The sequence below is a fragment of the Seminibacterium arietis genome (assembly GCF_042675725.1).
In the GTDB taxonomy this organism is placed as follows: Bacteria; Pseudomonadota; Gammaproteobacteria; order Enterobacterales; family Pasteurellaceae; genus Seminibacterium; species Seminibacterium arietis.
Window position 1 is genome coordinate 38,360 of the sequence record NZ_JBHTJN010000009.1, and the last position, 25,831, is coordinate 64,190.

At 35.3% G+C, this 25,831-nt stretch carries 21 protein-coding genes; 9 read left to right on the top strand and 12 right to left on the bottom strand.

What is annotated here, in order from left to right:
• Nucleotides 1-67 precede the first annotated feature (67 nt).
• The gene (adhE, locus tag ACFQ02_RS04110) at nt 68-2,692 is read left to right on the top strand and encodes a bifunctional acetaldehyde-CoA/alcohol dehydrogenase (protein ID WP_380819679.1); all 2,625 of its coding nucleotides are present in this window, start codon (nt 68-70) and stop codon (nt 2,690-2,692) included.
• A gap of 172 nt (nt 2,693-2,864) precedes the next feature.
• A complete protein-coding gene (locus ACFQ02_RS04115; RefSeq protein WP_380819681.1) occupies nt 2,865-3,719 on the top strand; it encodes a class II glutamine amidotransferase in 855 nt (284 codons plus the stop codon).
• Between the two features lie 320 nt (nt 3,720-4,039).
• Here the strand turns inward: ACFQ02_RS04115 and dnaE are convergent, their stop codons facing one another.
• Entirely contained in the window at nt 4,040-7,519 is a 3,480-nt protein-coding gene (gene dnaE, locus ACFQ02_RS04120) for a DNA polymerase III subunit alpha (RefSeq protein WP_380819684.1), read from the bottom strand.
• Nucleotides 7,520-7,639: 120 nt separating this feature from the next.
• A complete protein-coding gene (locus ACFQ02_RS04125; RefSeq protein ID WP_380819686.1) occupies nt 7,640-9,031 on the bottom strand; it encodes a cytochrome-c peroxidase in 1,392 nt (463 codons plus the stop codon).
• 262 nt (nt 9,032-9,293) lie between these two features.
• On the opposite strand from ACFQ02_RS04125, the gene lldD reads away from it, so the two are divergent.
• On the top strand, nt 9,294-10,439 hold the full coding sequence (lldD, locus tag ACFQ02_RS04130; RefSeq protein WP_380819689.1) for an FMN-dependent L-lactate dehydrogenase LldD: 1,146 nt from the start codon (nt 9,294-9,296) through the stop codon (nt 10,437-10,439).
• Between the two features lie 93 nt (nt 10,440-10,532).
• On the opposite strand, the gene ACFQ02_RS04135 is transcribed toward lldD, so the two are convergent.
• On the bottom strand, nt 10,533-11,984 hold the full coding sequence (locus ACFQ02_RS04135; RefSeq protein ID WP_380819692.1) for a catalase: 1,452 nt from the start codon (nt 11,982-11,984) through the stop codon (nt 10,533-10,535).
• A 237-nt stretch (nt 11,985-12,221) separates the two neighbouring features.
• Here ACFQ02_RS04135 and ACFQ02_RS04140 point away from each other — a divergent pair, with 237 nt between their 5' ends.
• Nucleotides 12,222-12,938 carry a CPBP family intramembrane glutamic endopeptidase gene (locus ACFQ02_RS04140; RefSeq protein WP_380819695.1) on the top strand — a complete coding sequence of 239 codons (717 nt, stop codon included), beginning with the start codon at nt 12,222-12,224 and terminating at the stop codon, nt 12,936-12,938.
• A 59-nt stretch (nt 12,939-12,997) separates the two neighbouring features.
• On the opposite strand, the gene ACFQ02_RS04145 is transcribed toward ACFQ02_RS04140, so the two are convergent.
• The 3 genes from ACFQ02_RS04145 to ispB all read right to left on the bottom strand — a co-directional run bounded on the left by ACFQ02_RS04145 (nt 12,998) and on the right by ispB (nt 15,996).
• Nucleotides 12,998-14,203 (bottom strand): BaiN/RdsA family NAD(P)/FAD-dependent oxidoreductase, encoded by a 1,206-nt coding sequence (locus tag ACFQ02_RS04145; RefSeq protein ID WP_380819697.1) that lies wholly within the window; start codon nt 14,201-14,203, stop codon nt 12,998-13,000.
• Nucleotides 14,204-14,287: 84 nt separating this feature from the next.
• Nucleotides 14,288-15,010, bottom strand: a complete 723-nt coding sequence (locus ACFQ02_RS04150; RefSeq protein WP_380819699.1) for an epoxyqueuosine reductase QueH — start codon at nt 15,008-15,010, stop codon at nt 14,288-14,290.
• A gap of 14 nt (nt 15,011-15,024) precedes the next feature.
• Entirely contained in the window at nt 15,025-15,996 is a 972-nt protein-coding gene (gene ispB, locus ACFQ02_RS04155) for an octaprenyl diphosphate synthase (protein ID WP_380819701.1), read from the bottom strand.
• 238 nt (nt 15,997-16,234) lie between these two features.
• Between ispB and rplU the strand changes: the two genes are divergently transcribed.
• From rplU to cgtA, 4 genes are all read left to right on the top strand, one after another.
• Nucleotides 16,235-16,546 carry a 50S ribosomal protein L21 gene (gene rplU / locus ACFQ02_RS04160; RefSeq protein ID WP_380819703.1) on the top strand — a complete coding sequence of 104 codons (312 nt, stop codon included), beginning with the start codon at nt 16,235-16,237 and terminating at the stop codon, nt 16,544-16,546.
• A 20-nt stretch (nt 16,547-16,566) separates the two neighbouring features.
• On the top strand, nt 16,567-16,824 hold the full coding sequence (rpmA, locus tag ACFQ02_RS04165) for a 50S ribosomal protein L27 (protein WP_380819705.1): 258 nt from the start codon (nt 16,567-16,569) through the stop codon (nt 16,822-16,824).
• Between the two features lie 116 nt (nt 16,825-16,940).
• On the top strand, nt 16,941-17,864 hold the full coding sequence (locus ACFQ02_RS04170; RefSeq protein ID WP_380819708.1) for a DMT family transporter: 924 nt from the start codon (nt 16,941-16,943) through the stop codon (nt 17,862-17,864).
• An 8-nt stretch (nt 17,865-17,872) separates the two neighbouring features.
• Nucleotides 17,873-19,051 carry an Obg family GTPase CgtA gene (gene cgtA / locus ACFQ02_RS04175; protein ID WP_380819711.1) on the top strand — a complete coding sequence of 393 codons (1,179 nt, stop codon included), beginning with the start codon at nt 17,873-17,875 and terminating at the stop codon, nt 19,049-19,051.
• Nucleotides 19,052-19,108: 57 nt separating this feature from the next.
• Here the strand turns inward: cgtA and recN are convergent, their stop codons facing one another.
• A complete protein-coding gene (recN, locus tag ACFQ02_RS04180; RefSeq protein WP_380819714.1) occupies nt 19,109-20,785 on the bottom strand; it encodes a DNA repair protein RecN in 1,677 nt (558 codons plus the stop codon).
• 72 nt (nt 20,786-20,857) lie between these two features.
• Nucleotides 20,858-21,775 carry an NAD(+) kinase gene (locus ACFQ02_RS04185; protein ID WP_380819716.1) on the bottom strand — a complete coding sequence of 306 codons (918 nt, stop codon included), beginning with the start codon at nt 21,773-21,775 and terminating at the stop codon, nt 20,858-20,860.
• Nucleotides 21,776-21,930: 155 nt separating this feature from the next.
• Between ACFQ02_RS04185 and grpE the strand changes: the two genes are divergently transcribed.
• Nucleotides 21,931-22,518, top strand: a complete 588-nt coding sequence (grpE, locus tag ACFQ02_RS04190; RefSeq protein WP_380819719.1) for a nucleotide exchange factor GrpE — start codon at nt 21,931-21,933, stop codon at nt 22,516-22,518.
• Nucleotides 22,519-22,605: 87 nt separating this feature from the next.
• On the opposite strand, the gene purM is transcribed toward grpE, so the two are convergent.
• The 4 genes from purM to ACFQ02_RS04210 form a co-directional block, all read right to left on the bottom strand.
• Nucleotides 22,606-23,643 (bottom strand): phosphoribosylformylglycinamidine cyclo-ligase, encoded by a 1,038-nt coding sequence (gene purM, locus ACFQ02_RS04195; RefSeq protein WP_380819722.1) that lies wholly within the window; start codon nt 23,641-23,643, stop codon nt 22,606-22,608.
• A 139-nt stretch (nt 23,644-23,782) separates the two neighbouring features.
• Nucleotides 23,783-24,505 carry a TerC family protein gene (locus ACFQ02_RS04200; protein ID WP_380819725.1) on the bottom strand — a complete coding sequence of 241 codons (723 nt, stop codon included), beginning with the start codon at nt 24,503-24,505 and terminating at the stop codon, nt 23,783-23,785.
• A gap of 67 nt (nt 24,506-24,572) precedes the next feature.
• Entirely contained in the window at nt 24,573-25,238 is a 666-nt protein-coding gene (mutH, locus tag ACFQ02_RS04205; RefSeq protein ID WP_380819728.1) for a DNA mismatch repair endonuclease MutH, read from the bottom strand.
• Nucleotides 25,235-25,786 (bottom strand): methylated-DNA--[protein]-cysteine S-methyltransferase, encoded by a 552-nt coding sequence (locus ACFQ02_RS04210; RefSeq protein ID WP_380819731.1) that lies wholly within the window; start codon nt 25,784-25,786, stop codon nt 25,235-25,237. Before ACFQ02_RS04210 ends, mutH begins: the two co-directional genes overlap by 4 nt.
• Between the last annotated feature and the right edge of the window lie 45 nt (nt 25,787-25,831).

Genomic DNA, 25,831 nt, shown 5'->3' on the forward strand with positions numbered 1-25,831 from the left:
TACTGCAAATCAGTATAATTCCGCCCAGCGAAATTTTAATTTTTAAAAAACTTTAGGAGAAAATATTATGACTAACACTGTGGAAAATACAGTCAGTGCTGCTCAAGCAGAAGTCAATTCATTAGTTGAAAAAGGCTTAGTAGCATTAGAGCATTTCCGTCATTTAGATCAAAACCAAGTAGATTATATTGTGGCTAAAGCTTCTGTCGCTGCACTTGATCAACATGGCATATTAGCAATGCATGCTTATGAAGAAACTGGTCGAGGCGTATTTGAAGATAAAGCAACTAAAAACTTGTTTGCTTGTGAATATGTCGTCAACAATATGCGAAATCTAAAAACTGTTGGAATAATAAGTGAGGATGAAGTTACTGGTATAACTGAAATAGCCGATCCTGTTGGGGTAATATGTGGTATCACACCAACAACTAACCCAACTTCAACAGCTATCTTTAAATCGCTGATTTCCCTTAAAACTCGTAATCCAATTATTTTTGCTTTTCACCCATCAGCACAACAATCATCTGCTCATGCTGCCCGCATAGTATATGAGGCTGCTGTTGCAGCAGGTGCACCAAAAGACTGTATTCAATGGATTGCTACGCCTTCTATGGAAGGTACATCTGCCTTAATGAAACATCCAGGAATTGCGACTATTCTTGCTACTGGTGGTAATGCTATGGTTGAAGCAGCTCACTCTTGTGGAAAACCTGCTTTAGGTGTAGGCGCTGGTAATGTGCCTGCATATGTAGAAAAAAGTGCGGATATAAAACAAGCTGTTCACGATATTATTATGTCAAAATCTTTTGATAACGGCATGATTTGTGCGTCAGAACAAGCAGTAATTGCTGATAAAGAAATTTATCAAAATTTTGTTGATGAAATGAAATCTTATGGTGCTTACTTCGTTAATAAAAAAGAGAAAGCATTATTAGAAGAATTTATTTTTGGTGTAAAAGCAAGTAGTAATAGCTGTAGTGGAGCAAAGCTTAATCCAAATGTTGTCGGCAAACCTGCTTCATGGATTGCTGAACAAGCAGGTTTCTCTGTTCCTGCAAAAACGAATATTCTAGTAGCGGAATGCAAAGAGGTTGGCGAAAAAGAACCTCTAACTCGTGAAAAACTCTCACCAGTGTTAGCTATTTTAAAATCAAATTCTATAGAAGAAGGTTTTGCTCTTTCTGAAGCAATGGTAAATTTTCATGGTTTAGGTCACTCCGCAGCAATTCATACTAAAGATGAAAAAATTGCTCAAGAATTTGGTGAACGTGTTAAAGCCATTCGTATTATTTGGAATTCACCTTCCACATTCGGTGGAATAGGCGATGTTTACAATGCTTTTCTTCCATCATTAACTTTAGGTTGTGGTTCTTACGGTAAAAACTCTGTAGGTAACAATGTAAGTGCGGTTAATTTATTGAACATAAAACGTGTAGGACGTCGGAGAAATAATATGCAATGGTTTAAAGTTCCTTCAAAAATTTACTTTGAACGTGACTCTATTCAATACTTACAGTCAATGAAAGGAATGGAACGTGTTGTTATTGTTACTGACAGAACAATGGTTGATTTAGGATTTGTCGAAAAGATTGCAAAACAAATTACAGCAAGAGGCAATCATGTCACTTATCAACTCTTTGCTGACGTTGAACCTGATCCTAGCATTGAAACTGTTCGTCGAGGTGTAGAACTCATTCGTAGTTATAAGCCTGACACTATTATTGCTCTAGGTGGAGGTTCTTCAATGGATGCGGCAAAAGTAATGTGGTTATTCTATGAACAGCCAGAAGTCGATTTCCGTGATTTAGTGCAAAAATTTATGGACATCCGCAAACGTGCTTTTAAATTTCCTCAACTTGGACGTAAAGCAAGATTTGTAGGTATTCCAACTACTTCAGGTACAGGGTCTGAAGTCACTCCTTTTGCGGTTATCACTGAAGGTGATAAAAAATATCCAATCGCAGATTATTCTTTGACTCCAACTGTTGCTATTGTTGATCCTGCATTAGTCATGACCGTACCACCACAAGTTGCAGCAGACACAGGGCTTGATGTATTAACTCACGCAACTGAAGCTTATGTTTCAGTACTCGCAAATGATTTTACTGATGGATTAGCATTACAAGCGATCAAACTAGTTTTTGAAAATTTAGTTCAGTCTGTAAAATACAATGATCCACAAGCTCGTGAAAAAATGCATAATGCTTCAACTATTGCTGGCATGGCATTTGCAAATGCATTTTTAGGTATGAATCACTCTCTCGCTCATAAGATTGGAGGACGATTCCATACTCCACATGGTCGTACTAATGCAATCTTAATGCCACACGTTATTCGCTATAATGGTACACGTCCACAAAAAACTGCAACTTGGCCAAAGTATAATTACTACAAAGCTGATATAAAATATCAAGAAATTGCTCGCATGTTAGGATTGCCTTGTGCTACACCAGAAGAGGGCGTCAAAGCTTTTGCTCAAGCCTGCTATGATTTAGCCGTTAGCGTTGGAATTAAAATGAACTTCAAAGATCAACAAATCGACGAAACAACCTGGCTAAATGCTAGACGTGAAATTGCATTACTTGCTTTCGAAGATCAATGTTCTCCTGCGAATCCGCGTTTACCTCTAGTGGAGGATATGGAAACAATTCTTACGAATGCATACTATGGTTATGATGCTAAAAAATATTAATTTCATGTCAAAATAAGCAAAAATATCACCGCACTTCGCTAAAGTGCGGTGTTTATTTTGATATAGCACACAAAATTATTATTTATTACATTTTCTTATAAAATTTATATTGATTTTTTATAAATTACGCTATTAAATTATACTCAATATGTTGTAGATAAATGGGTTTTTTATGTGTCAGCTATTAGGAATGAACTGTAATACGCCAACAGACATTTCTTTTTCTTTTGAAGGGTTTTGTCGTCGTGCTGGATTAACCGATAACCATTCAGACGGTTTTGGTATCGCATTTTTTGAAGGTAAAGGAATTCGAGTATTTCGTGATAATCATGCAGCCTCTTTTTCACCGATGGCGGAGTATGTAAAGAATTACCGTATAAAATCATTTAATGTGATTGCTCATATTCGCAAAGCAACACAAGGCGAAGTAAATATAGAAAATACACATCCTTTTATTCGTGAAGTTTGGGGAGAAAACTGGGTTTTTGCCCATAATGGTAATTTAAAAAAAATTCCAGACTTATCAAATAATTTTTTTCAACCTGTCGGTTCTACTGATTCAGAAGCTGCTTTTTGCTACATGATGAATCGCTTAACACAGAAATTTAAACATAAACCCTCCGAACCAGTGCTTTTTCAGTTTATTCAAGAAATTAGTGCAGAAATCAGCGAGCATGGAACATTTAATTTTATTTTGTCGAATGGTCAATGGATGATCGCACATTGTTCAAGTAACCTTCATTATGTTACTCGAAAAGCACCTTTTGGCAAGGCACAGCGTATTGATGATGATGGAGTAATCGATTTTCGCCAATACACTACCGAAATGGATAAAATAACGATAATTGCAACATTCCCTCTAACAAAAAATGAAAATTGGACAAAAATAGCACATGGCGGTTTTATTTTCTTTAAAGATGGTGAAAAACTCTACGAAATTGAGGGGGTTGAAAAAGAAATAGAGGATGATGGAACATTAGGTGACTGTGGTAATTACGGTAAATACTTTAATACTAAAGTAGCATAATTGCTCGATCATTTCTGTAATTTAATCAATCCAATATAGTTTCTTCTTTACTTCTTAAAGTAAAGAAGATGATTGTAAACTACTCAGATTGAATATCGCTAATACTAATTTCAGCCTCAGTATTTTTTAGTTTGTATCTATAACACTAAGTAGCCATTGTTTGTTTTTTTAGTTTTGTTTTCCCTGTGTTTTATTTCAAAATTCTACGTAAGTTGTAGTAATTAACCTGCTTTAAAACAAGCATTTTACGCTTACAATATTTTATTAAGAGTAAGCCACATTTCCTCAATGACAAAGAAACAAATTAATATATCTGAGCATTATTCGAATTCTAATTCGACCGCACTTGGTCCTAAGATGGTAATGAGTTCATTTAAAACCTCATCTGTAGGGCTTAACGACCACTGCGTATCAAAATTCAACAACGCTCGTCCTTTACTGCTTTGATAATAAGCATGGATTGGCAGTATCCCATTGCAGTAAGGTTGCATAATTTGAGCTAATTGGTGTATAAATAGTGGCGTAATCTGCTCTTCTGTAAGGCTAATTGCTAAGCTTTTAGCATATCGACTACGAGCTTCATCTAATGTCATAATTTCTCTTACAGACATCTTTAAAGCCTGAGAGAAATCGTCAAAACTCACTTGTCCTGTGGCTATAACAATAGTATCTTTTTGAATTTTGTCAGCAAACTTATCTAGTGTCTCACTAAATAAAGTCATTTCTAAACGTCCCGAACGATCATCAATAGTTACAATTCCTAAACGATTGCCTTTTTTAGTAACAACAACTCTAGAATTAATGATCAATCCACAAACTGTACTAGTTTGTCCACGATAATTTGGTACTAAATCTTTTAATCGTAATGAACAGTAATGAGACAATTCTTTTAGATAACGGCTAATTGGATGGCTACTTAAATAAAGCCCTAATGTTTCTCGTTCACCATCAAGAATCTGTTTCTCAGACCAGCGAGGCGTATTAGCATAGGCTTTTTCAACATCTTCAGGAGCTGCCGTTAAAACGCCAAACATATCTACTTGCCCAATAGCGAGATCTTTCGCATGTTGGTCTGAAGCTTTCAACGCATCTTCTAAATTTTTAAATAAACTCGCTCGATGTGGTCCCAATTTATCGAACGCACCTGACATAATTAACCCTTCAAAAGTGCGACGATTAATTTTCTTTAAATCAACTCTCGCACAAAGATCAAACAGGTCAGTAAATATTCCTCCTTTTTCTCTCGCTGCGATTAGGGCTTCAATTGGACCTTCGCCAACACCTTTAATTGCACCAATACCATATACAATTTCACCATTATCATTAACGCTAAAATGGTATCTACCTGTGTTTATATCAGGAGGAGCAACTGTTAATCCCATTCTTAAACATTCGTCATAAAGTCCAACAATTTTATCAGTATTATCCATCTCCGAAGTCATCACCGCTGCCATGAATTCAGCAGGATAATGTGCTTTTAACCAAAGCGTTTGATAAGAAACTAAAGCATAGGCTGCTGAGTGAGACTTATTGAAACCATAACCTGCAAATTTTTCTACTAAGTCAAATATTTTCATAGCTAAGTCGCCGTCAATACCGTTCTTAACAGCACCTTCTTTGAACACTGAACGCTGTTTTGCCATTTCTTCTGGCTTTTTCTTTCCCATTGCTCGACGAAGCAAATCTGCCCCACCTAAAGTATAACCAGCTAGTACTTGAGCTATTTGCATTACTTGCTCTTGATACAAGATAATGCCGTAAGTAGGTTCTAAAATTGGTTTTAAAGAAATATGCTGATACTCTGCATCAGGATAAGAAATTTCTTCTTCACCATGTTTACGGCGAATAAAATTATCTACCATACCTGACTGTAATGGACCAGGACGAAATAATGCTACTAATGCAATAATATCTTCAAAACAGTCTGGTTTTAACCGCTTGATCAGATCTTTCATACCCCGTGACTCTAATTGAAAAACGGCTGTCGTTTCTGCATTAAGCAATACTGCAAAAGAAGCAGGATCATTTAATGGAATGCGATTAATATCAATTAAAGGTTTACCTTCTTTAGCTAAACGGGCATTAATCATATCTAATGCCCATTTAATGATAGTCAGAGTACGCAAACCTAAAAAGTCGAATTTCACTAACCCTGCATATTCCACATCATTCTTATCAAAATGAGTAACGGGGTGTTTCCCTTCGCTGTCGCAATAAAGTGGAGAAAAGTCAGTAATTAGACTTGGTGAAATAACTACACCACCAGCATGCTTTCCTGCATTTCTAGTCACTCCTTCTAGCTTGCGAGCCATATCAATTAATTCTTTTACTTCTTCATCAGATTGATAAACTTCTACAAGTCTTGGCTCTACTTTAAAAGCCTTTTCAAGTGTCATACCAGGATCTGGGGGGATTAATTTTGCAATACGATCAACAAAGCCATAGGGATGTCCTAATACTCTACCCACATCACGAATCACTGCTTTTGCTGCCATAGTACCAAAAGTGATAATTTGCGACACCGCCCCTCTACCATAAGTTTCTGCAACATGCTCAATGACTTGATCTCGACCATCCATACAAAAATCAACATCAAAATCAGGCATAGAGACACGTTCTGGATTTAAGAAACGCTCAAAAAGCAAATCAAATTCCAACGGATCTAAATCAGTAATTTTTAGTGCATAAGCAACTAGTGAACCAGCCCCCGATCCCCGACCTGGTCCAACGGGAATTCCATTGTCTTTTGACCATTGAATAAACTCCATAACAATGAGGAAGTAACCTGGAAAGCCCATCTGATTAATCACATCTAATTCGACCTGTAAACGGTTATCATACTCTGAGCGTTTTTCTAACCGCTCTTTTTCATCGGGAAATAAAAAGTGTAAACGTTCTTCCAACCCTTCACGAGATCTTTTTACTAAATATTCTTCTGTAGTTAAATCACCTGTAGGAAATTTAGGTAAAAAATATTCACCTAAACGAATATTAACATTGCAACGTTGAGCAATTAATACTGAATTCTCAAGTGCGGTTGGAATATCCGCGAATAACTCGCACATTTCCTGTTCTGTTCGAAAATATTGCTGTGGACTATATAGCTTTGGACGTTTTGGATCATCTAAAGTGAAACTATCGTGAATAGCAACTCGAATTTCATGGGCCTCAAAATCATCAATGGATAAAAAGCAAATATCATTAGTTGCGACAACAGGTAATTCATTTTGTGCGGCAAGTTCCAGTGCTGCTTGAATATAATTTTCTTCGTTAATACGCCCTGTTCGTGATAGAGCTAAATAAAAATGATCGGCAAAATATTTTTGATAAAATTGCACCGCACTTTGCACATCAACAAGATTGTTCTTTAGTAATTTCTTACCAATATCTCCATTAGTTCCCCCTGATAAAATAATAATGCCTTCACGATGTTCAACAAGCCACTCTTGATCGATATAGGGCAGATCGGCATAACCTCGCTCATAGGCTTTGGAGAGAAGCAACGTAATATTATGATAACCTTTGTTATTTTTTGCCAACAGCGTTAATTCAAATAATTCATCGCCTAACAATTCACTTTTGACTAATACATCGGCACCAATAATGGGTTTTATACCTGACGATAGTGCTTCACTATAGAAACGGACAAGTCCACAAAAATTAGTAAAATCTGTTAATCCCATTGCAACCATATTATTTTGTGTACAAGTTTTAATTAATGATTTAACTTTCGCTATACCATTGATCATCGAAAAATCACTATGAACACGTAAATGCACAAAACGAGGCTGGGACATCATAAAATACTCACTTGCAAACAAAAAGTGCGGTTATTTTAGCGAGATTTTTTAATGAATTAAAGAATAAAAAACGATCTGCTAAGCAGATCGTTTTTATCTCAGGGTAATTATAAGTTTTAATTATTTTTCAATAGTTAATAATTTGCCATCAAGTTCACCTGTGAGTGATTCCAAGAATGATACTACATCATTAATTTCTTGTTCACTCAAACTTTTACCACTTTGATACACTGCCATAATACGTACAGCTTCTTTTAAGTCTTTTGCTGTAGCATCATGCATATAAGGAGCAGTCAAGGCAACATTACGTAAAGTAGGTACTTTAAACTTATGTTTATCACTTGGATCTTTAGTATGTGAGAAACGACCATCATCTTCAGCTGCTAACGGTTTGTTACGATCTTCAAAATAATTTCCGTATAAACCCATATATTCAAAAGATTGTCCACCCATAGCTATACCAGTATGGCAAGTATCACATTTTGCTGATTGGAAGATCTCATAGCCTCTTTTTTGAGCTGGTGTTAAAGCCTCTTTATCCCCTTTCAAATAGCGGTCAAAAGCACTGTTTGGTGTAATCAAGGTTTTTTCGAACTCTGCAATTGCAGCAGTTAAAGTTTTGTCTGAAATCTCAGGGAATACAGATAAAAACTCTTTTTTAAATTCTTCGTCTTTTTCAAACTTAGCAATGATTTCTTCCCAGTTTTTTGACCCCATTTCAATTGGATTCAACGGTGGTCCTCCAGCTTGATCTGCTAAAGTTTTCGCTCTTCCATCCCAGAATTGCCATGAATTGAATGCAGCATTATAGACAGTTGGTGCATTAATTCCGCCTTTCTGACCAAAAATACCTTCCGAAACAGGTAATCCGTCTACCCCTCCTTTTTTCAATTGATGACAAGTATGACATTGAATCGAGCCATCGCCTGATAAACGTCCATCATGATAAATTTTCCGACCTAATGCTACTTTGCTAGGATCTGTATCTAATTTATCGGGAATCGGTTGGACAAAACGAGTGACATCCGTACCTTCTGTATCTTTTGGTAAAAATGTCGCTCTTTTATTATGAATCCAGTCAATTAATGTTTGTTTTTCTTGATCATCAAGCTTACTTCCCCAATGAAGTGCGGTAAATTTTGCAATTGGCATTTCATCGTTAATAACTACGCGTTCTAATTTAGCTAAATCTGCTTCTGATAATTTAGTAGAATCTTTCAAACTACTGATCATTCTATCAAGACGGAAAAAACGATTACCAACTTCTATATCATTTTCAAGCATATTACTAACAACTGGTACACTTGCATAAAACGGTAATTCTGCATTTGGACTATGACAATATTGACAACCATTGTCATATAAAACTTTCGCTACTTTTTGATCCTCACCTGTTAAGTTAGCTTGAGCTAACAATTTCTCTGATTGTTCTTTGTCAAAAGAATTGACATACCCCACAATCCCCCCAACAGCAATAATTACAATAAGTGCTAATACTGACACTTTTTTCATAAATCCTCCAATATCCAAAAAGACGCTCTAATTATTCCACATAATATGTAGTGTTATTATTGATCTAGAACAATAAATTTAATTTATAAAACCAATGGAATTAATACTTATTTTCTATTAATTATAGTTATTCTCATTTTCTATTAATATAAGTGCAGTATTTTTACAACCAATTTACAACGAAATAATAATAATTATTTTCATTATTTTTTAATTTTGTTAAAATATTGTTCTCACCCATCAGAATAAAAAGAGGTTTATTATGATTATTTCATCTGCAAATGACTATCAAAAAGCCGCTCGTCGCAAAGTTCCCCCATTTATGTTTCACTATGCTGACGGCGGTTCTTATGCAGAGCAAACTCTTCGCCGTAATGTGGCAGATTTAGAAAATATTGCACTTCGTCAGCGTGTATTAAAAGATATGTCCCAATTGGATACTGAAATTGAATTATTTGGTGAAAAATTATCAATGCCCGCAGTGCTTGCACCTGTCGGTGCGTTAGGAATGTATGCTCGGCGTGGAGAAGTACAATCAGCAAAAGCGGCAGAAAACAAAGGAATTCCATTTACACTTTCCACTGTTTCTATTTGTCCAATTGAAGAAGTCACTGCAGCAATCAAACGACCGATGTGGTTTCAATTGTATGTATTAAAAGATCGTGGTTTTATGAAAAACGCCCTTGAAAGAGCAAAAGCTGCGGGCTGTTCAACCCTTGTATTTACTGTAGATATGCCAACACCTGGAGCAAGATATCGTGACATGCACTCAGGAATGAGTGGACCTTATAAAGAAATTCGCCGTGTACTACAAGCAATGTTCCATCCATTTTGGGCATGGGATGTTGGTATTAAAGGTAAACCTCATACGCTTGGTAACGTATCTAAATATTTAGGACGCGAAATAGGTTTAGATGATTATATTGGCTGGCTAACAGAAAATTTCGATCCATCTATTTCATGGAAAGATTTAGAATGGATTCGTGAATTTTGGGATGGTCCAATGGTGATCAAAGGGATCTTAGATCCTGAAGATGCTAAAGATGCCGTTCGTTTTGGAGCTGACGGAATTATCGTTTCTAATCACGGAGGTCGTCAACTTGATGGCGTGTTATCTAGTGCAAGAGCATTACCTCCAATTGCTGACGCAGTAAAAGATGACATTAAAATTTTAGCTGACTCAGGTATTCGTAATGGTTTAGACATAGTAAGAATGATTGCATTAGGGGCTGATGCCTGTATGCTCGGACGTTCTTTTGTGTATGCCTTGGGTGCAGAAGGACAAGCTGGTGTAGAAAATATGCTTGATATTTTCAAGAAAGAAATGCGAGTAGCAATGACGCTGACATCAAACCAAACAATCAAAGACATCAAACCAGATGCTTTAGTTGATTTAACTAAACTTTAATTGTTATTAAACTTAGATAAAAATTAAATAAAAAACCACCGCACTTCAAAAAAGTGCGGTGATTTTTTTACATACTTTGATGTTATTCACCAATTATTTTGCTAATTTTGTACGAACCGCATCAGCTAATTCTTTGCTAATTTTTTCAAAATGAGCAAGCTGTTTTTCTACTGTTTCTTTTGCCGTAACAGCAGATAAACCTGCAGCAAAGTTACCAGCTAAACGATCTTTTTGTTCAGCATCAAACAATGCATAAAGTGCGGCTGGTTGAGAATAATAATCCTCATCATATTCACGGAAATTAAAATGAGCCGCCTCACGTTCAATTTGCATTGATACTTGATCATAAGTTGGTAAATAAGTATCAAAACGATTTGGTGCGTAGTTAGGATGCAATCCACCATTTGTATCAACACGCATAGCACCATCACGATGAGTTGTATGATACGGGCATTTTGGTGCATTTACTGGAATTTGATGATGATTAACGCCTAAACGATAACGCTGTGCATCTTGGTAAGAGAACAAACGACCTTGTAACATACGATCTGGTGAGAAACCAATACCAGGTACATTATTAGACGGTGCGAATGCAGCCTGTTCAACTTCAGCGAAATAATTTTGCGGATTACGGTTTAATTCTAATACACCTAACTCAATCATCGGATAATCTTTATGCGGCCATACTTTGGTTAAATCAAAAGTATAGTTATGATTGTTAGTTTCAGCTTCAGGCATAATTTGAACTTGCACGTTCCAGCGTGGAAATTCGCCTCTTTCAATGGCTTCATATAAATCTTTTTGGCTTGATTCACGATCTTCGCCCACTACTTTTGCCGCTTCTTCATTAGTGAAGAACTTATGACCTTGTTGAGTTTTAAAGTGGAATTTTACCCAAAAACGCTCATTATTTGCATTAACAAAACTATAAGTATGGCTACCATAACCATTCATATGGCGTAATGTTGCTGGAATACCACGATCACTAAATAGAATCATTACTTGGTGTAAAGATTCAGGATGACGAGACCAAAAATCCCAAGCGGCATCAGCATCACGCAAGTTAGTTTGTGGATTACGTTTTTGTGTATGGATAAAATCAGGAAATTTCAATGGATCACGAATAAAAAACACAGGCGTGTTATTACCCACTAAATCCCAGTTACCCTGTTCAGTATAAAATTTTAAAGAAAAACCGCGTACATCACGTTCAGCATCGGCAGCACCACGCTCACCTGCTACAGTAGAAAAACGCAATAACACTTCTGTCTGCTTACCTACTTCGCTAAATAATGCAGCTTTAGTGTACTTAGTTAAGTCATTGGTTACAGTGAATGTACCATAAGCGGCAGAACCTTTAGCATGTACCACACGTTCTGGAATACGTTCACGTGCGAAATGAGCTAATTTTTCTTGAAACCAAACATCTTGTAGTAACAACGGACCTTTCGCACCAGCAGACATTGTATTATCATTATCTGCAACTGGAGATCCTGCTGCATTCGTCAAGGTTTTTGATTGATGATCAAATGGACATTTAGACATAAACACCTCTCTTAAGTAGAATAGAAAGTAATGGGTTCGCTTAGGATTATACGCCTTTTTAAAAAGTTAATACAACACATCAATTTAATCGATATTAACAATCAAAATAAAATAATCAAACACAAATACCTATTAAAAATATTTTTTCTAAGTGGACAGACCTCACACTATGTTTACAATGAAACGCATTTTCTTTACTCTGTATGATATAAACTTAATTTTATAAAAGGAACAATTGTGAAAGCGTTAAAGAAACACCTCACTATGGTCGATTTACTTGTTTTAACTATTATTTTTTGGGGATGGCCAATTACTTCATCAACTTTACATTTTTTTTCACTAGAAGAAGCCCTAGTTGCTACTGCTGATAGTTTTAACTTTGGGGATGATGCTAATATTGGGGGGATTATTGAAGAAATTATTTCTCTTGCTTTAGCTACACTCTACTTACGTTATCGTTACTTCGACTTTAGACAACTTAATTTTTCTATCGATAAAAAAACTATACTATTGACTATAGCAATCATTATTGTTGTCGCTATTTCAACAGAAGTTTTCCTCTACTTTGCATTGCCCACCGATATGTCAATTGAGTTTGCTGAGAATGCAGATATTTCGGAACAATATTCTAGTATTGCCTCAGACTTCTTTGATTCATTGAATTTTTGGTTAGTCGCTTTTTCTTTTTTAAATGGCTTTTTTGAAGAAATTTTCTTTCTAGGACTTATTTTTGCCGTACCCAGAAAATGGCTTATACACGCATTGATTTTTAGCTTACTCGTGCGTTTTTCTTTTCATACCTATCAAGGATTGATTTATGCTGCGAATACTATTTTATTAGGCGTTATATTAATTCTATTTAGATCAAAAATAAAAAGCCTTGTACCTTTCGGACTCGCCCATGCTTTTTTTGATATATTTGGATCTGGCATTCCATTTTGGTTATTTTATTAATTAACACAAAAAAATACCGCACTTTTCGATACAAAAGTGCGGTTAACATCTAACAAATTTTAATATCCATTCACGATACCTTCTGCACAAGCAAAGGCTGAACTCCAAGCCCATTGAAAATTATATCCGCCTAGTTGACCAGTTACATCAACTACCTCACCAATAAAGTACAAACCACGAACTTTTTTACTTTCCATTGTTTTTGATGAAATTTCATTAGTATCCACACCACCAAGCGTTACTTCTGCGGTGCGATAGCCTTCTGTGCCATTAGGGTAAAATTGCCAGTGATGAATAAGATTACTCAAATTTTCTAATTTCACTTTACTTATATTAGCCAGTGTGCCGTCTTGAATAAATTGTTTTTGTAACCAGATTTCGACTAATTTAGTTGGCAGAAATTTCGAAATAGCCGTTTTTAGATGAATTTTAGGTGATTTTTGTTGAAACTTTTGTAAAGTTTCTATGATATTTTGATCAGGCAATAAATCTATTTCAATACTTTCATTAGGTTGCCAATAAGAAGAAATTTGTAGCACTGCGGGACCTGAAATACCGCGATGAGTAAACAATAAATTTCCTTGAAAAGACTTACCACATTTAGCTGTAACAGCAACAGGTAAAGCAATTCCTGAAAGTGCAGTGTAAAATTTATCATTTTCACGCCAAGTAAAAGGCACTAACACTGCTCGTGGAGGGACTACATTTAAACCAAAATTCTCTGCAATTTGATACCCCAAAGGGGTGGCACCTAAAGCAGGCATTGATAATCCACCCGTTGCTACTATCAAATGTTGGCAATGCCAAATTTTTTTATTAATAAGTAAAGAAAATTTTTGCTTTTCAAGCAACTCTATTTTATCAACATGCTGTCGTAAATAAATAGCGGCATTATATTGTTCACATTCATGAGCGAGTAAATTAACAATTTGTTGAGAACCATTATCACAAAATAATTGACCGCACTCTTTTTCGTGATATGTAATGTTATGTTGTGAAATCAAACTGATAAAATCCCATTGGTTGAAACGAGCTAACGCTGATTTCACAAAATGTGGATTCTGACTGAGGTAGTGACTTGCATTGACATCCAAGTTAGTAAAATTACAAAATCCACCACCAGAAATGCGAACTTTACGAGCAATTTGTTTTCCGTTATCGAAAACAGCAACTTGTTTTCCTTTCTTAGCTAGCTGAAATGCACAAAACAAACCCGAAGCACCTGCTCCAATAATAATCACTTCGCAAAAATTACTAGTTGTCATAGTTTGAACCAATCATTGTCGGTTTATATTGATGACTTGATCTTGTTCTCATTAGTCTTAAATTCCGTTCACCTAGTTTATAATTTAATCTAAGCTGTAATATTGTTTACCGATTTCAATCTTATTTCGTCCATTTTCTTGTCGCCATTTATTCACGTCTCGCAAAGAATAAACGCAACCACAATATTCCTGCTTATAGAATTGTTCCTCTTTACGTAATTTATCAGAACGAGCAGAACCACCATTTTTACGCCAATTAAAATCCCAAAATAACACATTGTCATAACGTGCCGCTGCACGGCGACCACAGTCATAAACTTGTTCCATGTTTTTCCATCTTGAAATCCCAAGACTTGTAGCGAATATAGGGAAACCATTTTCATGGGCATAAAGTGCGGTACGTTCTAAACGCATATCAAAGCATATTGTACAACGCTTTCCTCTCTCGGGTTCGTTTTCCATACCCTTTGTCCGCTTAAACCAATCATCTCGATCATAATCTGCATCAATAAATGGAATACCATTTTTATCAGCAAACCGCTTATTTTCATCTTTACGAATTAAATATTCTCGATGAGGATGAATATTTGGATTATAAAAATAAATTGTAAACTCTACATCTGAAGCCATCACAGCCTGAATAATTTCTCCTGAACAGGGAGCACAACAGGTATGTAAAAGAAGCTTTCTATATCCATTTGGTAACTCAAGTTTTGGTCGGATATAAGGAGTATCTACATTACTTTGATCTTTTTTCTGTTTTTTATGCGATAAATTAACCGCACTTTTTTCATTTTCATTAAGCATAAATATCTTACTTATCAATAAGTTCTATTAACAGAAAGAAGTGCTAGAGCGATCAGTGCCTGTTTATAAGGCGTTTCAGGTAAAATTTGAATAGAATCTACTGCTCTTTGAGCTTCTTGTTTTGCTTTATCCATAGCATAGTCTAAAGAGTTACATTCAGACATAATATCTAGAATTTCCTTCAAATTTTCTCGTTTACCACCTTGCTCAATTGAAGTTCTAATCAAATCAGCTTTCTCTGCACTACTTTGCCACATAGCGTGCAACAAAGGCAATGTAGGCTTTCCTTCAGCTAAATCATCACCTACATTTTTTCCTAAAGATTGTGCATTTGCACTGTAATCTAACACATCATCAACGAGTTGAAATACCGTTCCAAGATAACGCCCATAATTTCGTAATGCAAGTTCAATCTCCTGAGAAGCTCCTGCTACTACTGCAGCACATTGCGTTGCTGCCTCAAACAAACGAGCTGTTTTGTTATAAATTACTTGCATGTAGTTTTCTTCTGTAGTATTCGGATCATGAATATTCATGAGCTGTTGCACTTCGCCCTCAGCAATGACATTAGTCGCATCAGACATGATTTTTAGTATTTTCAATGAGTTAGTTTGAGTCATTAATTGAAAAGAACGAGTGTAAATATAATCTCCAACTAATACACTTGCCGCATTACCAAACTTAGTATTTGCTGTTGGTTTTCCTCGTCTCATATCAGACTCATCAACAACATCATCATGTAACAGAGTCGCTGTATGAGTAAACTCAATGAAAGCCGCACAAATAATATGATCATTACCTTGATAACCTAAGGCATTGGCTGCAAGTAATGCGATCATAGGACGAATACGTTTTCCCCCACCTTGCACAATATAATAACCAAGCTGATTAATCAGTGTCACATCAGAATCTAACTGAGCTAAAATTGTCTGATTGACTTTTTGCATATCTTCATCAATTAAAGTTTGAATAGCATTTATATCCATAAGAACTGTCTTTTGTGTCATTGCAAGTGAATATTCAACAAATAAACTAAAATGTGGTTGATTGTAACCGATTTTATCTAATTTCTGAAACTAAACCCCACAATAATCAGATTTTTTGCTTTATTGCAAATAAATTCTTGCTATCAAGTCATTTTTTCCGTAAAATCTGCCACCTATTTAGATGAATTTTAAATGTGCTGAATAAATTATTATGAGCACGATATAAAGCGGAGTATATATGTACGCAGTTTTCCAAAGTGGCGGCAAACAACACCGAGTGAGCGAAGGTCAAGTAGTTCGTTTAGAAAAACTTGAACTTGCAACTGGCGAAAAAGTTGAATTTGACTCAGTGTTAATGGTCGTTAATGGTGAAGATGTTAAAATCGGTGCACCAGTTTTAGCTGGTAGCAAAGTAGTGGCTGAAGTTGTAGCACACGGTCGTGGCGAAAAAATTAAGATCGTTAAATTCCGTCGTCGTAAACATAGCCGTAAACAACAAGGTCATCGTCAGTGGTTTACCGAAGTAAAAATCACTGGGATTCAAGCATAATTTCAGAGGAGATCTAGAAGATGGCAACTAAAAAAGCTGGTGGTTCAACTCGTAACGGTCGTGATTCTGAAGCTAAACGCCTTGGTGTTAAACGTTTCGGTGGTGAATCTGTATTAGCAGGTAGCATTATTGTTCGTCAACGTGGTACAAAATTCCACGCAGGTACGAATGTAGGTATGGGAAGAGATCATACTTTGTTCGCAACTGCCGATGGTAAAGTTAAATTTGAAGTAAAAGGTGATAAAAGCCGTAAATACGTGAGTATTGTTGCTGAATAATTTACTTTGATTGAATAATAGGAGCCTCACTATGCTGTGAGGCTTTTTTTGTGCATTTTGTTTAATAGATATGCTATTATCAATGCTATGTAAGTTGTGAGATCAAAGGAATAAAAATGAAACAACAACCGCTGTTGGGCTTTTTTTTTGCATTGATTACTGCTATGGCATGGGGTTCTTTGTCAATAGCATTAAAACAAGTCCTAACCGCAATGAGTACACAAACAATCGTATGGTATCGCTTTACAATCGCTACTTTAATATTGTTTATTTTATTAGGACTAAGCAAAAAATTACCAAAATTATCGCAATTTAATCGCTACTATATGGGATTGTTAGTATTCGGTGTAATAGGTATGGCATGTAATTTTGCCTTGTTCAATTATTCACTTAAATTTGTGGAACCTTCAGTGACACAAATATTTTCTCATTTATCCTCTTTTGCTATGTTGCTATGTGGCGTAATTATTTTTAAAGAAAAATTAGGGATCCACCAAAAAATTGGCTTGTTGATCGTAATTTTGGGGTTATGCTTGTTCTTCAATGACAATATAGCTGATTTATTGACAGCGGGAAATTACTTGTTTGGTGTAATTTTAAGCATTGGTGCCGCACTAATCTGGGTTGCTTACGGCTTAGCACAGAAATTAATGCTACGTCAATTCAGTTCACAACAAGTGCTATTATTAATGTATTTTTGGTGTGCAGTTGTGTTTACTCCTGTAGCTGATTTTCCACAAATTCAAACTTTAAATGGATTAACATTAATTTGTTTCATTTATTGTTGTTGTAATACATTAATTGGTTATGGAGCTTATGCAGAAGCACTTAATCGTTGGGAAGTTGCAAAAGTCAGTGTGGTAATTACCCTCGTACCATTATTTACAATTATATTCTCACACTTGGCTCATTTTATTCAACCGCACTTTTTTGCTAAACCGCAACTTAATATGATCAGTTACGTGGGAGCAATCATTGTTGTGTTAGGTGCTATTATATCTGCAATTGGACATAAGTTTATAAAGCATAAAAAGATTTAGGAGATGAAATGAAATTTATTGATGAAGCTTTAATCAGAGTTGAAGCAGGTGATGGTGGAAGCGGTTGTATAAGTTTTCGCCGTGAAAAATATATACCGAAAGGTGGACCTGATGGTGGTGATGGTGGCGATGGTGGTGATGTATATTTAGTTGCCGATGAAAACTTAAATACTTTAATTGATTACCGTTTTGAAAAACTATTTACTGCAGAGCGAGGAGAAAATGGTCGAAGCTCAAATTGTACAGGACGACGTGGTAAAGATATTACATTACGAGTACCTGTAGGAACAAGAGCAACAGATAATGATACTAAAGAAATTCTAGGAGATTTAACTAAACATGGTATGAAGATGTTGATTGCAAAAGGTGGCTATCATGGTTTAGGTAATACTAGATTTAAATCCTCTGTAAATCGTGCTCCTCGTCAAAAAACGAATGGAACACCAGGTGAGAAGCGATATCTACAGTTAGAACTAATGTTATTAGCCGATGTTGGAATGCTAGGCTTACCAAATGCGGGGAAATCAACATTTATTCGTGCTGTTTCAGCGGCAAAACCTAAAGTTGCAGATTATCCTTTTACTACTCTTGTCCCTAGTTTAGGCGTAGCGCACATTGACTCAAATCGAAGTTTTGTGTTAGCGGATATACCAGGTCTAATTGAAGGGGCTTCAGAAGGAGCTGGGCTAGGTATTCGTTTTTTAAAACATCTTGAGCGTTGTCGAGTTTTAATTCATTTAGTTGATATTTTTCCTATCGATCAAAGCGATCCAGCAGATAATATTGCTATTATTGAAACAGAATTATTTAAGTATAGTGAAAATCTTGCTAATAAACCACGTTGGTTAGTTTTCAATAAAATTGATACTATGTCTGATGAAGAAGCTCAACAAAGAGCATTAGAAATTGTTGAACGCTTAGGGTATGAAGGTCGTTATTATTTAATTTCAGCAGCAACTAATAAAAATGTTACTGCACTTTGCCGTGATATTATGGATTTTATTGAGCAAAATCCACGTCAGGAAGAACAAGAAGCAGAAACAAAAACTGAGGAAATTAAGTTCAAATGGGATGATTATCACTACCAGCAACTTTCTGAAAATGAATGTAATGAAGAAAAGGATGATGATTGGGAAGATTGGTCCGAAGAAGATGAGGAAGGTATAGAAATTATTTATAAACCTTAGGTTGTAGCTTAAAAATGCTGATAACGACATATCAGCATTTTTTATGGTATTACAAAATCACGCAAGTTGACTTAACATTTCCTGTGCATTTGCAATAGCAGTATCTGTTATTTTACTTCCACCCAGTAACTTAGCTAGAGCGTCAACTCGCCGTTCTTGAGAAAGAGCGGTCATTTTAGTTGTAGTTTTTTCATTTTCAGTGTACTTTTCAACAATAAAATGATGTTCTCCGCAACAAGCTACTTGTGGTAAATGAGTTACACAGATTACTTGGCATTTTTTCCCTAATTTTCTCAATAAGTTACCTACGACACTTGCCGTGGCACCACTAATCCCTACATCAATTTCATCAAAAATCAAAGTAGGTATAGAAGATTTATCTGCTGTTAATGATTGTAATGCTAATGCAATGCGAGATAGTTCTCCTCCTGAAGCGACTTTAACTAAAGGTTGATTTAGTTGTCCTAAATTTGCTTTTAACATGAAAGTAATATTATCAATACCACTGGATGTTACTTTGTTTTGTTCTGATTCTAATATAATAGAAAACTCTGCATTTTCCATTGATAATTTTTTAATAGATTTACTAACCGCTGATGAAAGCCGTTTTGCTCCTTGTTGGCGTCTATCGCTTAAAATCTGTGCTGTCTCTAACATTAAATGATAGGTTTGTTGCTCTTGTTCGATCAATATATCTTCACTTTCAGAAAAATCTATTAACCTCTCAAGTTCCGATTTTAATGTTCTATGCAACTCAACTAATTCGCTTGCTTTAATATGATGTTTTCTCGCCAATTGTAATGCCTGACTCATTCGTTGTTCAATTTCAAACAATAATCCCGAATTTTGTTCTATGTTTGACGACAAAGATTGTATTTCTGAAGTAGCTTCTTGAATTTGAATTAAAGCCTCTTGTAGCATGCTTTGTACTTCTACGTATTTAGGATCAAGTTCACATAATTTATCAACATCTTGATTTGTTTTGTGCAGTAACGAAAATATACTAACATTTTCATCTTCACTCAGTAATCGCAAAGTAGATTGAGAAAGCTCGATCAATTCTTCACTATTAGATAAACGATGATATTCACTTTCCAATTCATTGAATTCTCCTTCTTTCAGATCAAATAGATCCAATTCTTCAATTTGGTATTGCAATAATTGTTTTTTTGCCTCATTTTCTGCACATTTTTTTTGGAAATTAGCTACCTGTTGCTTTAACTTTACCCAAGCATAATAATCTTTATGCATTTTCTTTAGTATTAGATGATTTTCACAAAAATCATCTAATAATTTAAGTTGATAGTCATTCTTTAAAAGCAACTGAGAAGTGTGTTGTCCATTTATTTGAATAAGATACTGTCCGATTTCTTTAAGTTGTGTTACTGAGACAGGTATGCCATTAATAAATGCTTTTGAACGTCCATCTGAATTTATAACGCGACGTAAAATACAATTTTCAGGATTATCTTGATCTTGTAATTCTCGTTGTTCTAACCACTGGTAAGCTGAATTATATTTTTCAATCTGAAATGTTGCACAAACTTCTGTGCGTTCTTTTTCTTCTCTTAGCATACTGATGTCTGCTCGCTGTCCAAGACATAGGTTCAAGGCATCAATAGCAATTGACTTCCCCGCTCCAGTTTCACCAGTAATAACCGTCATTCCTTGAGAAAACTCAATATTTAAACGATGAACAAGCACAAAATTATTAATTCTCAGCTGCTGTAGCATAATAAAACCCAATAAATTGTATATGTATTAGTATACACCTGTTTTTATATACAGTAAAGTTTTTATCGGGATTTATGAACAATTTCTTAACCAACCTAATTTTGCACTTAATACATTATAGTAATTATAATTTTTTAAATGAAGCAAACGTAATCTATGCTTACTTTTATAAACGTGAACTATATCATCGGGAGTAAAAGTAAGAGTAACTTGACTATCACATCCAACCTCTAATTGAGAAGTATTATATTCAGCAAAACGAATTGAAATTTTACTATCACCATCAATCACTAATGGACGAGAAGAAAGTGTGTGTGGGAACATTGGAACTAAAGTAACTGCATTTAACTGAGGGGTAAGAATAGCACCACCAGCAGAAAGTGAATAAGCGGTTGATCCTGTGGGAGTAGAAATAATCAGACCATCTGAACTTTGAGAAAAAGCAAATTTATCATCAATATAAACATGAAAGTCAATCATATGAGCTACTTTAGTTGAGTGAATAATAGCTTCATTTACTGCATTACTACAAGTAATAATCTGACCATCACGCTCAACAGAAGCTTCTAATAAAAACCGCTCTTCTACAAAGAAATCACCATCTTCTAAGCAAGATTCAAGCTGAGCATAAGCATTTTTAGGATCAATGTCAGTTAAAAAACCTAAATGACCACGGTTAATACCAATCAGTGCTATATCATATTTTGCTAAAGCCCTAGCTCTACCTAACATATTTCCATCGCCACCAATCACTATTGCCAACTGAGCTAAATGCCCAATTTCATCAAGATCAGCAAGATAGTGACGAGGGAGTTCTAATTTTTCGCCTATTTCTGTCTCAACTAAAACTTCATAGCCATGTTCAAGAAGCCATTGAAAAATGTTTTTATGCATTTGCAGATTAACATCATTTCTCGGCTTGCCAACTAACCCTATAGTATGGAAAGAAGAGTGTAATATATTACTATCAATTAAATTATGGCTGGACATATTTATTTCGTTAGTATAAAACCGCCTCTATTGAATTTAAAAATAAAATAACCATATTAGAAATGGTGTTATCTTTTATAGTATAGCAGCAAATATATTAATTTTTCTAATTTTTGTTACAATAGGTAAAATCTTTTAATTAAACGGAGTAAAACATGTCAGAAGATCAGAAAGTCGAAAATACAACAGTAGAAACTGAAACTGAATCACAACTACAATCAGAGATCGAAAAAACTATAGAAAAAGACGATAATACGAATGAATTAAAAGAAGCTATAGATCGTATACAAGAGCTTGAAAATCAGCTAACAGAGACAGTGAAAAAAGAACAAGATATTTTGTTAAGAACTCGTGCTGAAATTGATAATATTCGTCGTCGAGCTGAACAAGATGTGGAAAAAGCACATAAATTTGCTTTAGAAAAATTTTCTAAAGACTTGTTAGAGACTATTGACAATTTAGAACGAGCGATCTCAACGCCTGCAAATAAGGAAGATGAAACTGTAAAAGCATTAATTGATGGAGTTGATTTAACGCTAAAAGGTTTATTGGCAACAGTTGCGAGATTCGGTATTGAATCTGTAGGTGAAATTGGGGAGAGCTTTAATCCAGATTTACATCAAGCAATTTCCATGCAACCTACTGAAGGATTTGAAAGCAATCAAATTACTACTGTATTACAAAAGGGCTATTTATTGAATGGCCGAGTAATTCGCCCTGCAATGGTGATGGTTGCAGCTTAAACCAACTCAGATAAAAATAGGTGGATCTCCACCTATTTTTGACAAAAACGAATATGCTGCTATATCTATAATAATTTCAATTTGTTATTAATAAATTACAACTTGATCTTCACCCTCTTGAGCATGCTCAATATGTCCTATCTGCCATACTTCTTCCCCAGCTTGACGTAATAAACCAATTGCTGTTTCTACATCTTCTTGCGGTAGTGCTATCACCATGCCAACACCACAATTAAAAGTGCGGTACATTTCATGCTGTGTTATGTTACCTTTTTCTTGTAACCAACGAAAAATTGGTTGCCATGTCCAGCTTTGTTCTTTAATCACCGCTTTGAGGGAATGAGGTAACACACGTGGAATATTTTCCCAAAAACCACCGCCTGTCAAATGAACAATTCCATGCACATCAGCATGTTTAATTAATTGCAACACGGATTTAACATAAATTTTAGTTGGGGCAAGTACTTGTTCAACAAAGGGTTTTCCTTCTAATTGCATGAGAGAAGGATCAATTCCTGTAATCTCAATTACTTTGCGTATCAGAGAATAGCCATTTGAATGAGGACCACTCGAACCCAATGCTATCAAGGCATCTCCTGCTTTAATCTTTGAACCATCAATAATTTCTGATCTTTCAACTACACCAACACAGAATCCAGCTAGGTCATAATCGCCTAAGTGATACATACCTGGCATTTCTGCTGTTTCGCCGCCAACCAGAGCACAGCCTGCTTGTTCGCAACCATCAGCAATGCCTTTAATGACACTCGCCGCTACATCAACGTTTAATTTTCCAGTCGCATAATAATCAAGGAAAAATAAAGGCTCTGCACCTTGTACAATAAGATCATTTACACACATTGCCACTAAATCTATACCAATAGTGTCATGTTTATTCAAGTCAATAGCAAGACGTAACTTGGTGCCAACTCCATCTGTACCAGATACTAAAATAGGTTCTTTATATTTATTCGGCAACGCACATAACGCCCCAAACCCTCCTAAATTACCAATTACTTCAGGACGATTGGTTCTTTTTACATCAGGTTTGATTCTTTCTACTAACTGATTACCAGCATTGATGTCCACGCCAGCATCTTTATAACTTAATGATTGTTTACTCACCTTTCTTCCTATTTTCTGACAACATTCAATTTCGACATTATACCACTCAAAGCAAACGTTTGCGATTATTTTAACTGTCTATTATTTCTAGTTTGATTATCTTTAACGATATAGAACGAACAGCGATTAAATCGTTCAATTATTTCAGTAAATGTTTTCTCATTTTAATATTGATCATTTCCACTATAACAGAGAATACCATAGCAAAATAAATATACCCTTTAGGGATATGCATATCCATTCCTTCTCCCATTAAAGCAACCCCTACTAAAATTAAAAAAGATAATGCTAACACCTTAAGAGTTGGATGACTTTCAACAAAATCTCCTATAGGTTTTGCTGCCAACATCATAATTAATACAGCAATAATAATAGCAATGACCATTACAGGAACATGACTTGCCATTCCCACAGCAGTAATGACAGAATCCAACGAAAATACAATATCAAGCAAACCTATTTGCACAAGGACGCTGACAAAACTTACTCTTTTCTTTTCGATTTCTTTTCCATTTTCAGTAAACTCTGGTTGCATCGCATGATGAATTTCATGTGTACTTTTAGCGACTAAAAACAGCCCCCCTACTAATAAAATAATATCACGACCAGATATTTCTTGATTAAAGACTGTGAACAGTGGCTCAGTTAACTTCATCATCCATGCCAATGAAATTAATAATAAAATTCGCATTACCATTGCCAAGCTTAGCCCGATAATTATCCCTGGTTGACGTTGTGCGGTAGGCAAACGAGATACTAATATACTAATCAATATAATATTATCTATACCTAATACAATTTCCAAAGCGGTCAGCGTCAACAACGCCACCCACGCTTCAGGATTCATAATCCATTCAAACATAATTTATTTCCTATTAAATAACTGTAATGAAAATATTATCTAGTTATGTAGTAAATTAAAAGAGAAATCAGCCATTTTGCATAAATTGTTGCAAAATTTCGCTGGTAAATTGCTTTCGCAAATAAAACCCCAAAGGCAATGTGTTGATAATTTGACCATTTTTATCAATTCCTTTTGTTAAAGAACGGCTATTTGCTCCTTTAGGACGCAATTGTAGCACTTCACCTAAGTGTGCATTAATTTCCTCAATTTTACCTAACACAATGTAGTCCATTAATTCTTCCCAATCTAATCGCAAGCGTTGCTCTTGATCAGCACTTGGCTGCCATAATATTGGGCAACCGATTCTTCGTTCAGCTAAAGGAATTTGTCGCATACCCTCTACAGGAATCCAAAGCACTTTTGCTAATTTGTGTCTAACATGAGAATTTTCCCAAATAATACCACTATTTTGAGTAAGCGGAGCAAGACTGACAAATGTAGTTTCTAGAGGATAACCTTTTGAATTAATAGGAATCGTTTTTAGTTCTATTCCTAAATGATTGAAATCTTGTTCTGCCTTACTTCCCGCAGTAGCTCCTAATACTGTTTCAATCAACATTCCAACCCACCCCTTATCTCGTTTTAAGTTGGGAGGAATTGCGATATGCCATTGACTGGCTAATTCACTTAACGTCAGCCCTGCGATAGACTCAGCCCTTGCTAACAGTTCTTGTTCATTTTTAGGTCTCATAAAGTGCGGTTAAATTTTATATTTTTTAATGATTTAGGTTTAACAAATTCTACTCTTTTATCAAGGTAAAATATATGCTCAAGATCTAATAGTTGCCTTTTAATAGTCAATCCACCGCCAAATCCCGTTAATGAGCAGTCCTTACCCAATACTCGATGACAAGGAATAATAATGCTAATAGGGTTTCTGCCTACCGCTCCACCCACTGCTTGAAATGCTTTAGGATACCCAATATCCACTGCTAATTTACTATAACTGAAACTCTGTCCATAAGGGATTTTCAATAATGCTTGCCAAACTCGGTGCTGAAAATTTGTCCCATAAGGATTCAATGGAACACCTGAAAAAGTTTCTTTCTCGCCATCAAAATAGCGTTTTAACATCGTTTTCACTTGTAAAAAGAGCGGTAATTCTTCCTTTAAAATCCAATTATCATTAAGTATAGTTTGTTCAGTTTCAAATTTTAGGTAGATCAATTTATTTCGCTGAGCCAACAGCAATAATTTCCCCACTGGGGAATCCTCATAACAATAATAAATGTTCATCATCGTTGATTTTTTTATTTAAATTTAAATTTCTCTTAAACACAAAAA

Bases quoted from the DNA above. Each gene is read 5' to 3' on its own strand.
- adhE (WP_380819679.1), top strand. From the start codon at position 68: ATGACTAACACTGTGGAAAATACAGTCAGTGCTGCTCAAGCAGAAGTC.
- lldD (WP_380819689.1), top strand. From the start codon at position 9,294: ATGATTATTTCATCTGCAAATGACTATCAAAAAGCCGCTCGTCGCAAA.
- mutH (WP_380819728.1), bottom strand. From the start codon at position 25,238: ATGAGACCTAAAAATGAACAAGAACTGTTAGCAAGGGCTGAGTCTATC.
- dnaE (WP_380819684.1), bottom strand. From the start codon at position 7,519: ATGATGTCCCAGCCTCGTTTTGTGCATTTACGTGTTCATAGTGATTTT.
- ACFQ02_RS04150 (WP_380819699.1), bottom strand. From the start codon at position 15,010: ATGCTTAATGAAAATGAAAAAAGTGCGGTTAATTTATCGCATAAAAAA.
- grpE (WP_380819719.1), top strand. From the start codon at position 21,931: ATGTCAGAAGATCAGAAAGTCGAAAATACAACAGTAGAAACTGAAACT.
- ACFQ02_RS04200 (WP_380819725.1), bottom strand. From the start codon at position 24,505: ATGTTTGAATGGATTATGAATCCTGAAGCGTGGGTGGCGTTGTTGACG.
- ACFQ02_RS04115 (WP_380819681.1), top strand. From the start codon at position 2,865: ATGTGTCAGCTATTAGGAATGAACTGTAATACGCCAACAGACATTTCT.
- ACFQ02_RS04185 (WP_380819716.1), bottom strand. From the start codon at position 21,775: ATGTCCAGCCATAATTTAATTGATAGTAATATATTACACTCTTCTTTC.
- rpmA (WP_380819705.1), top strand. From the start codon at position 16,567: ATGGCAACTAAAAAAGCTGGTGGTTCAACTCGTAACGGTCGTGATTCT.
- recN (WP_380819714.1), bottom strand. From the start codon at position 20,785: ATGCTACAGCAGCTGAGAATTAATAATTTTGTGCTTGTTCATCGTTTA.
- ACFQ02_RS04170 (WP_380819708.1), top strand. From the start codon at position 16,941: ATGAAACAACAACCGCTGTTGGGCTTTTTTTTTGCATTGATTACTGCT.
- cgtA (WP_380819711.1), top strand. From the start codon at position 17,873: ATGAAATTTATTGATGAAGCTTTAATCAGAGTTGAAGCAGGTGATGGT.
- ACFQ02_RS04210 (WP_380819731.1), bottom strand. From the start codon at position 25,786: ATGATGAACATTTATTATTGTTATGAGGATTCCCCAGTGGGGAAATTA.
- ACFQ02_RS04135 (WP_380819692.1), bottom strand. From the start codon at position 11,984: ATGTCTAAATGTCCATTTGATCATCAATCAAAAACCTTGACGAATGCA.
- rplU (WP_380819703.1), top strand. From the start codon at position 16,235: ATGTACGCAGTTTTCCAAAGTGGCGGCAAACAACACCGAGTGAGCGAA.
- ACFQ02_RS04125 (WP_380819686.1), bottom strand. From the start codon at position 9,031: ATGAAAAAAGTGTCAGTATTAGCACTTATTGTAATTATTGCTGTTGGG.
- ACFQ02_RS04145 (WP_380819697.1), bottom strand. From the start codon at position 14,203: ATGACAACTAGTAATTTTTGCGAAGTGATTATTATTGGAGCAGGTGCT.
- ispB (WP_380819701.1), bottom strand. From the start codon at position 15,996: ATGGATATAAATGCTATTCAAACTTTAATTGATGAAGATATGCAAAAA.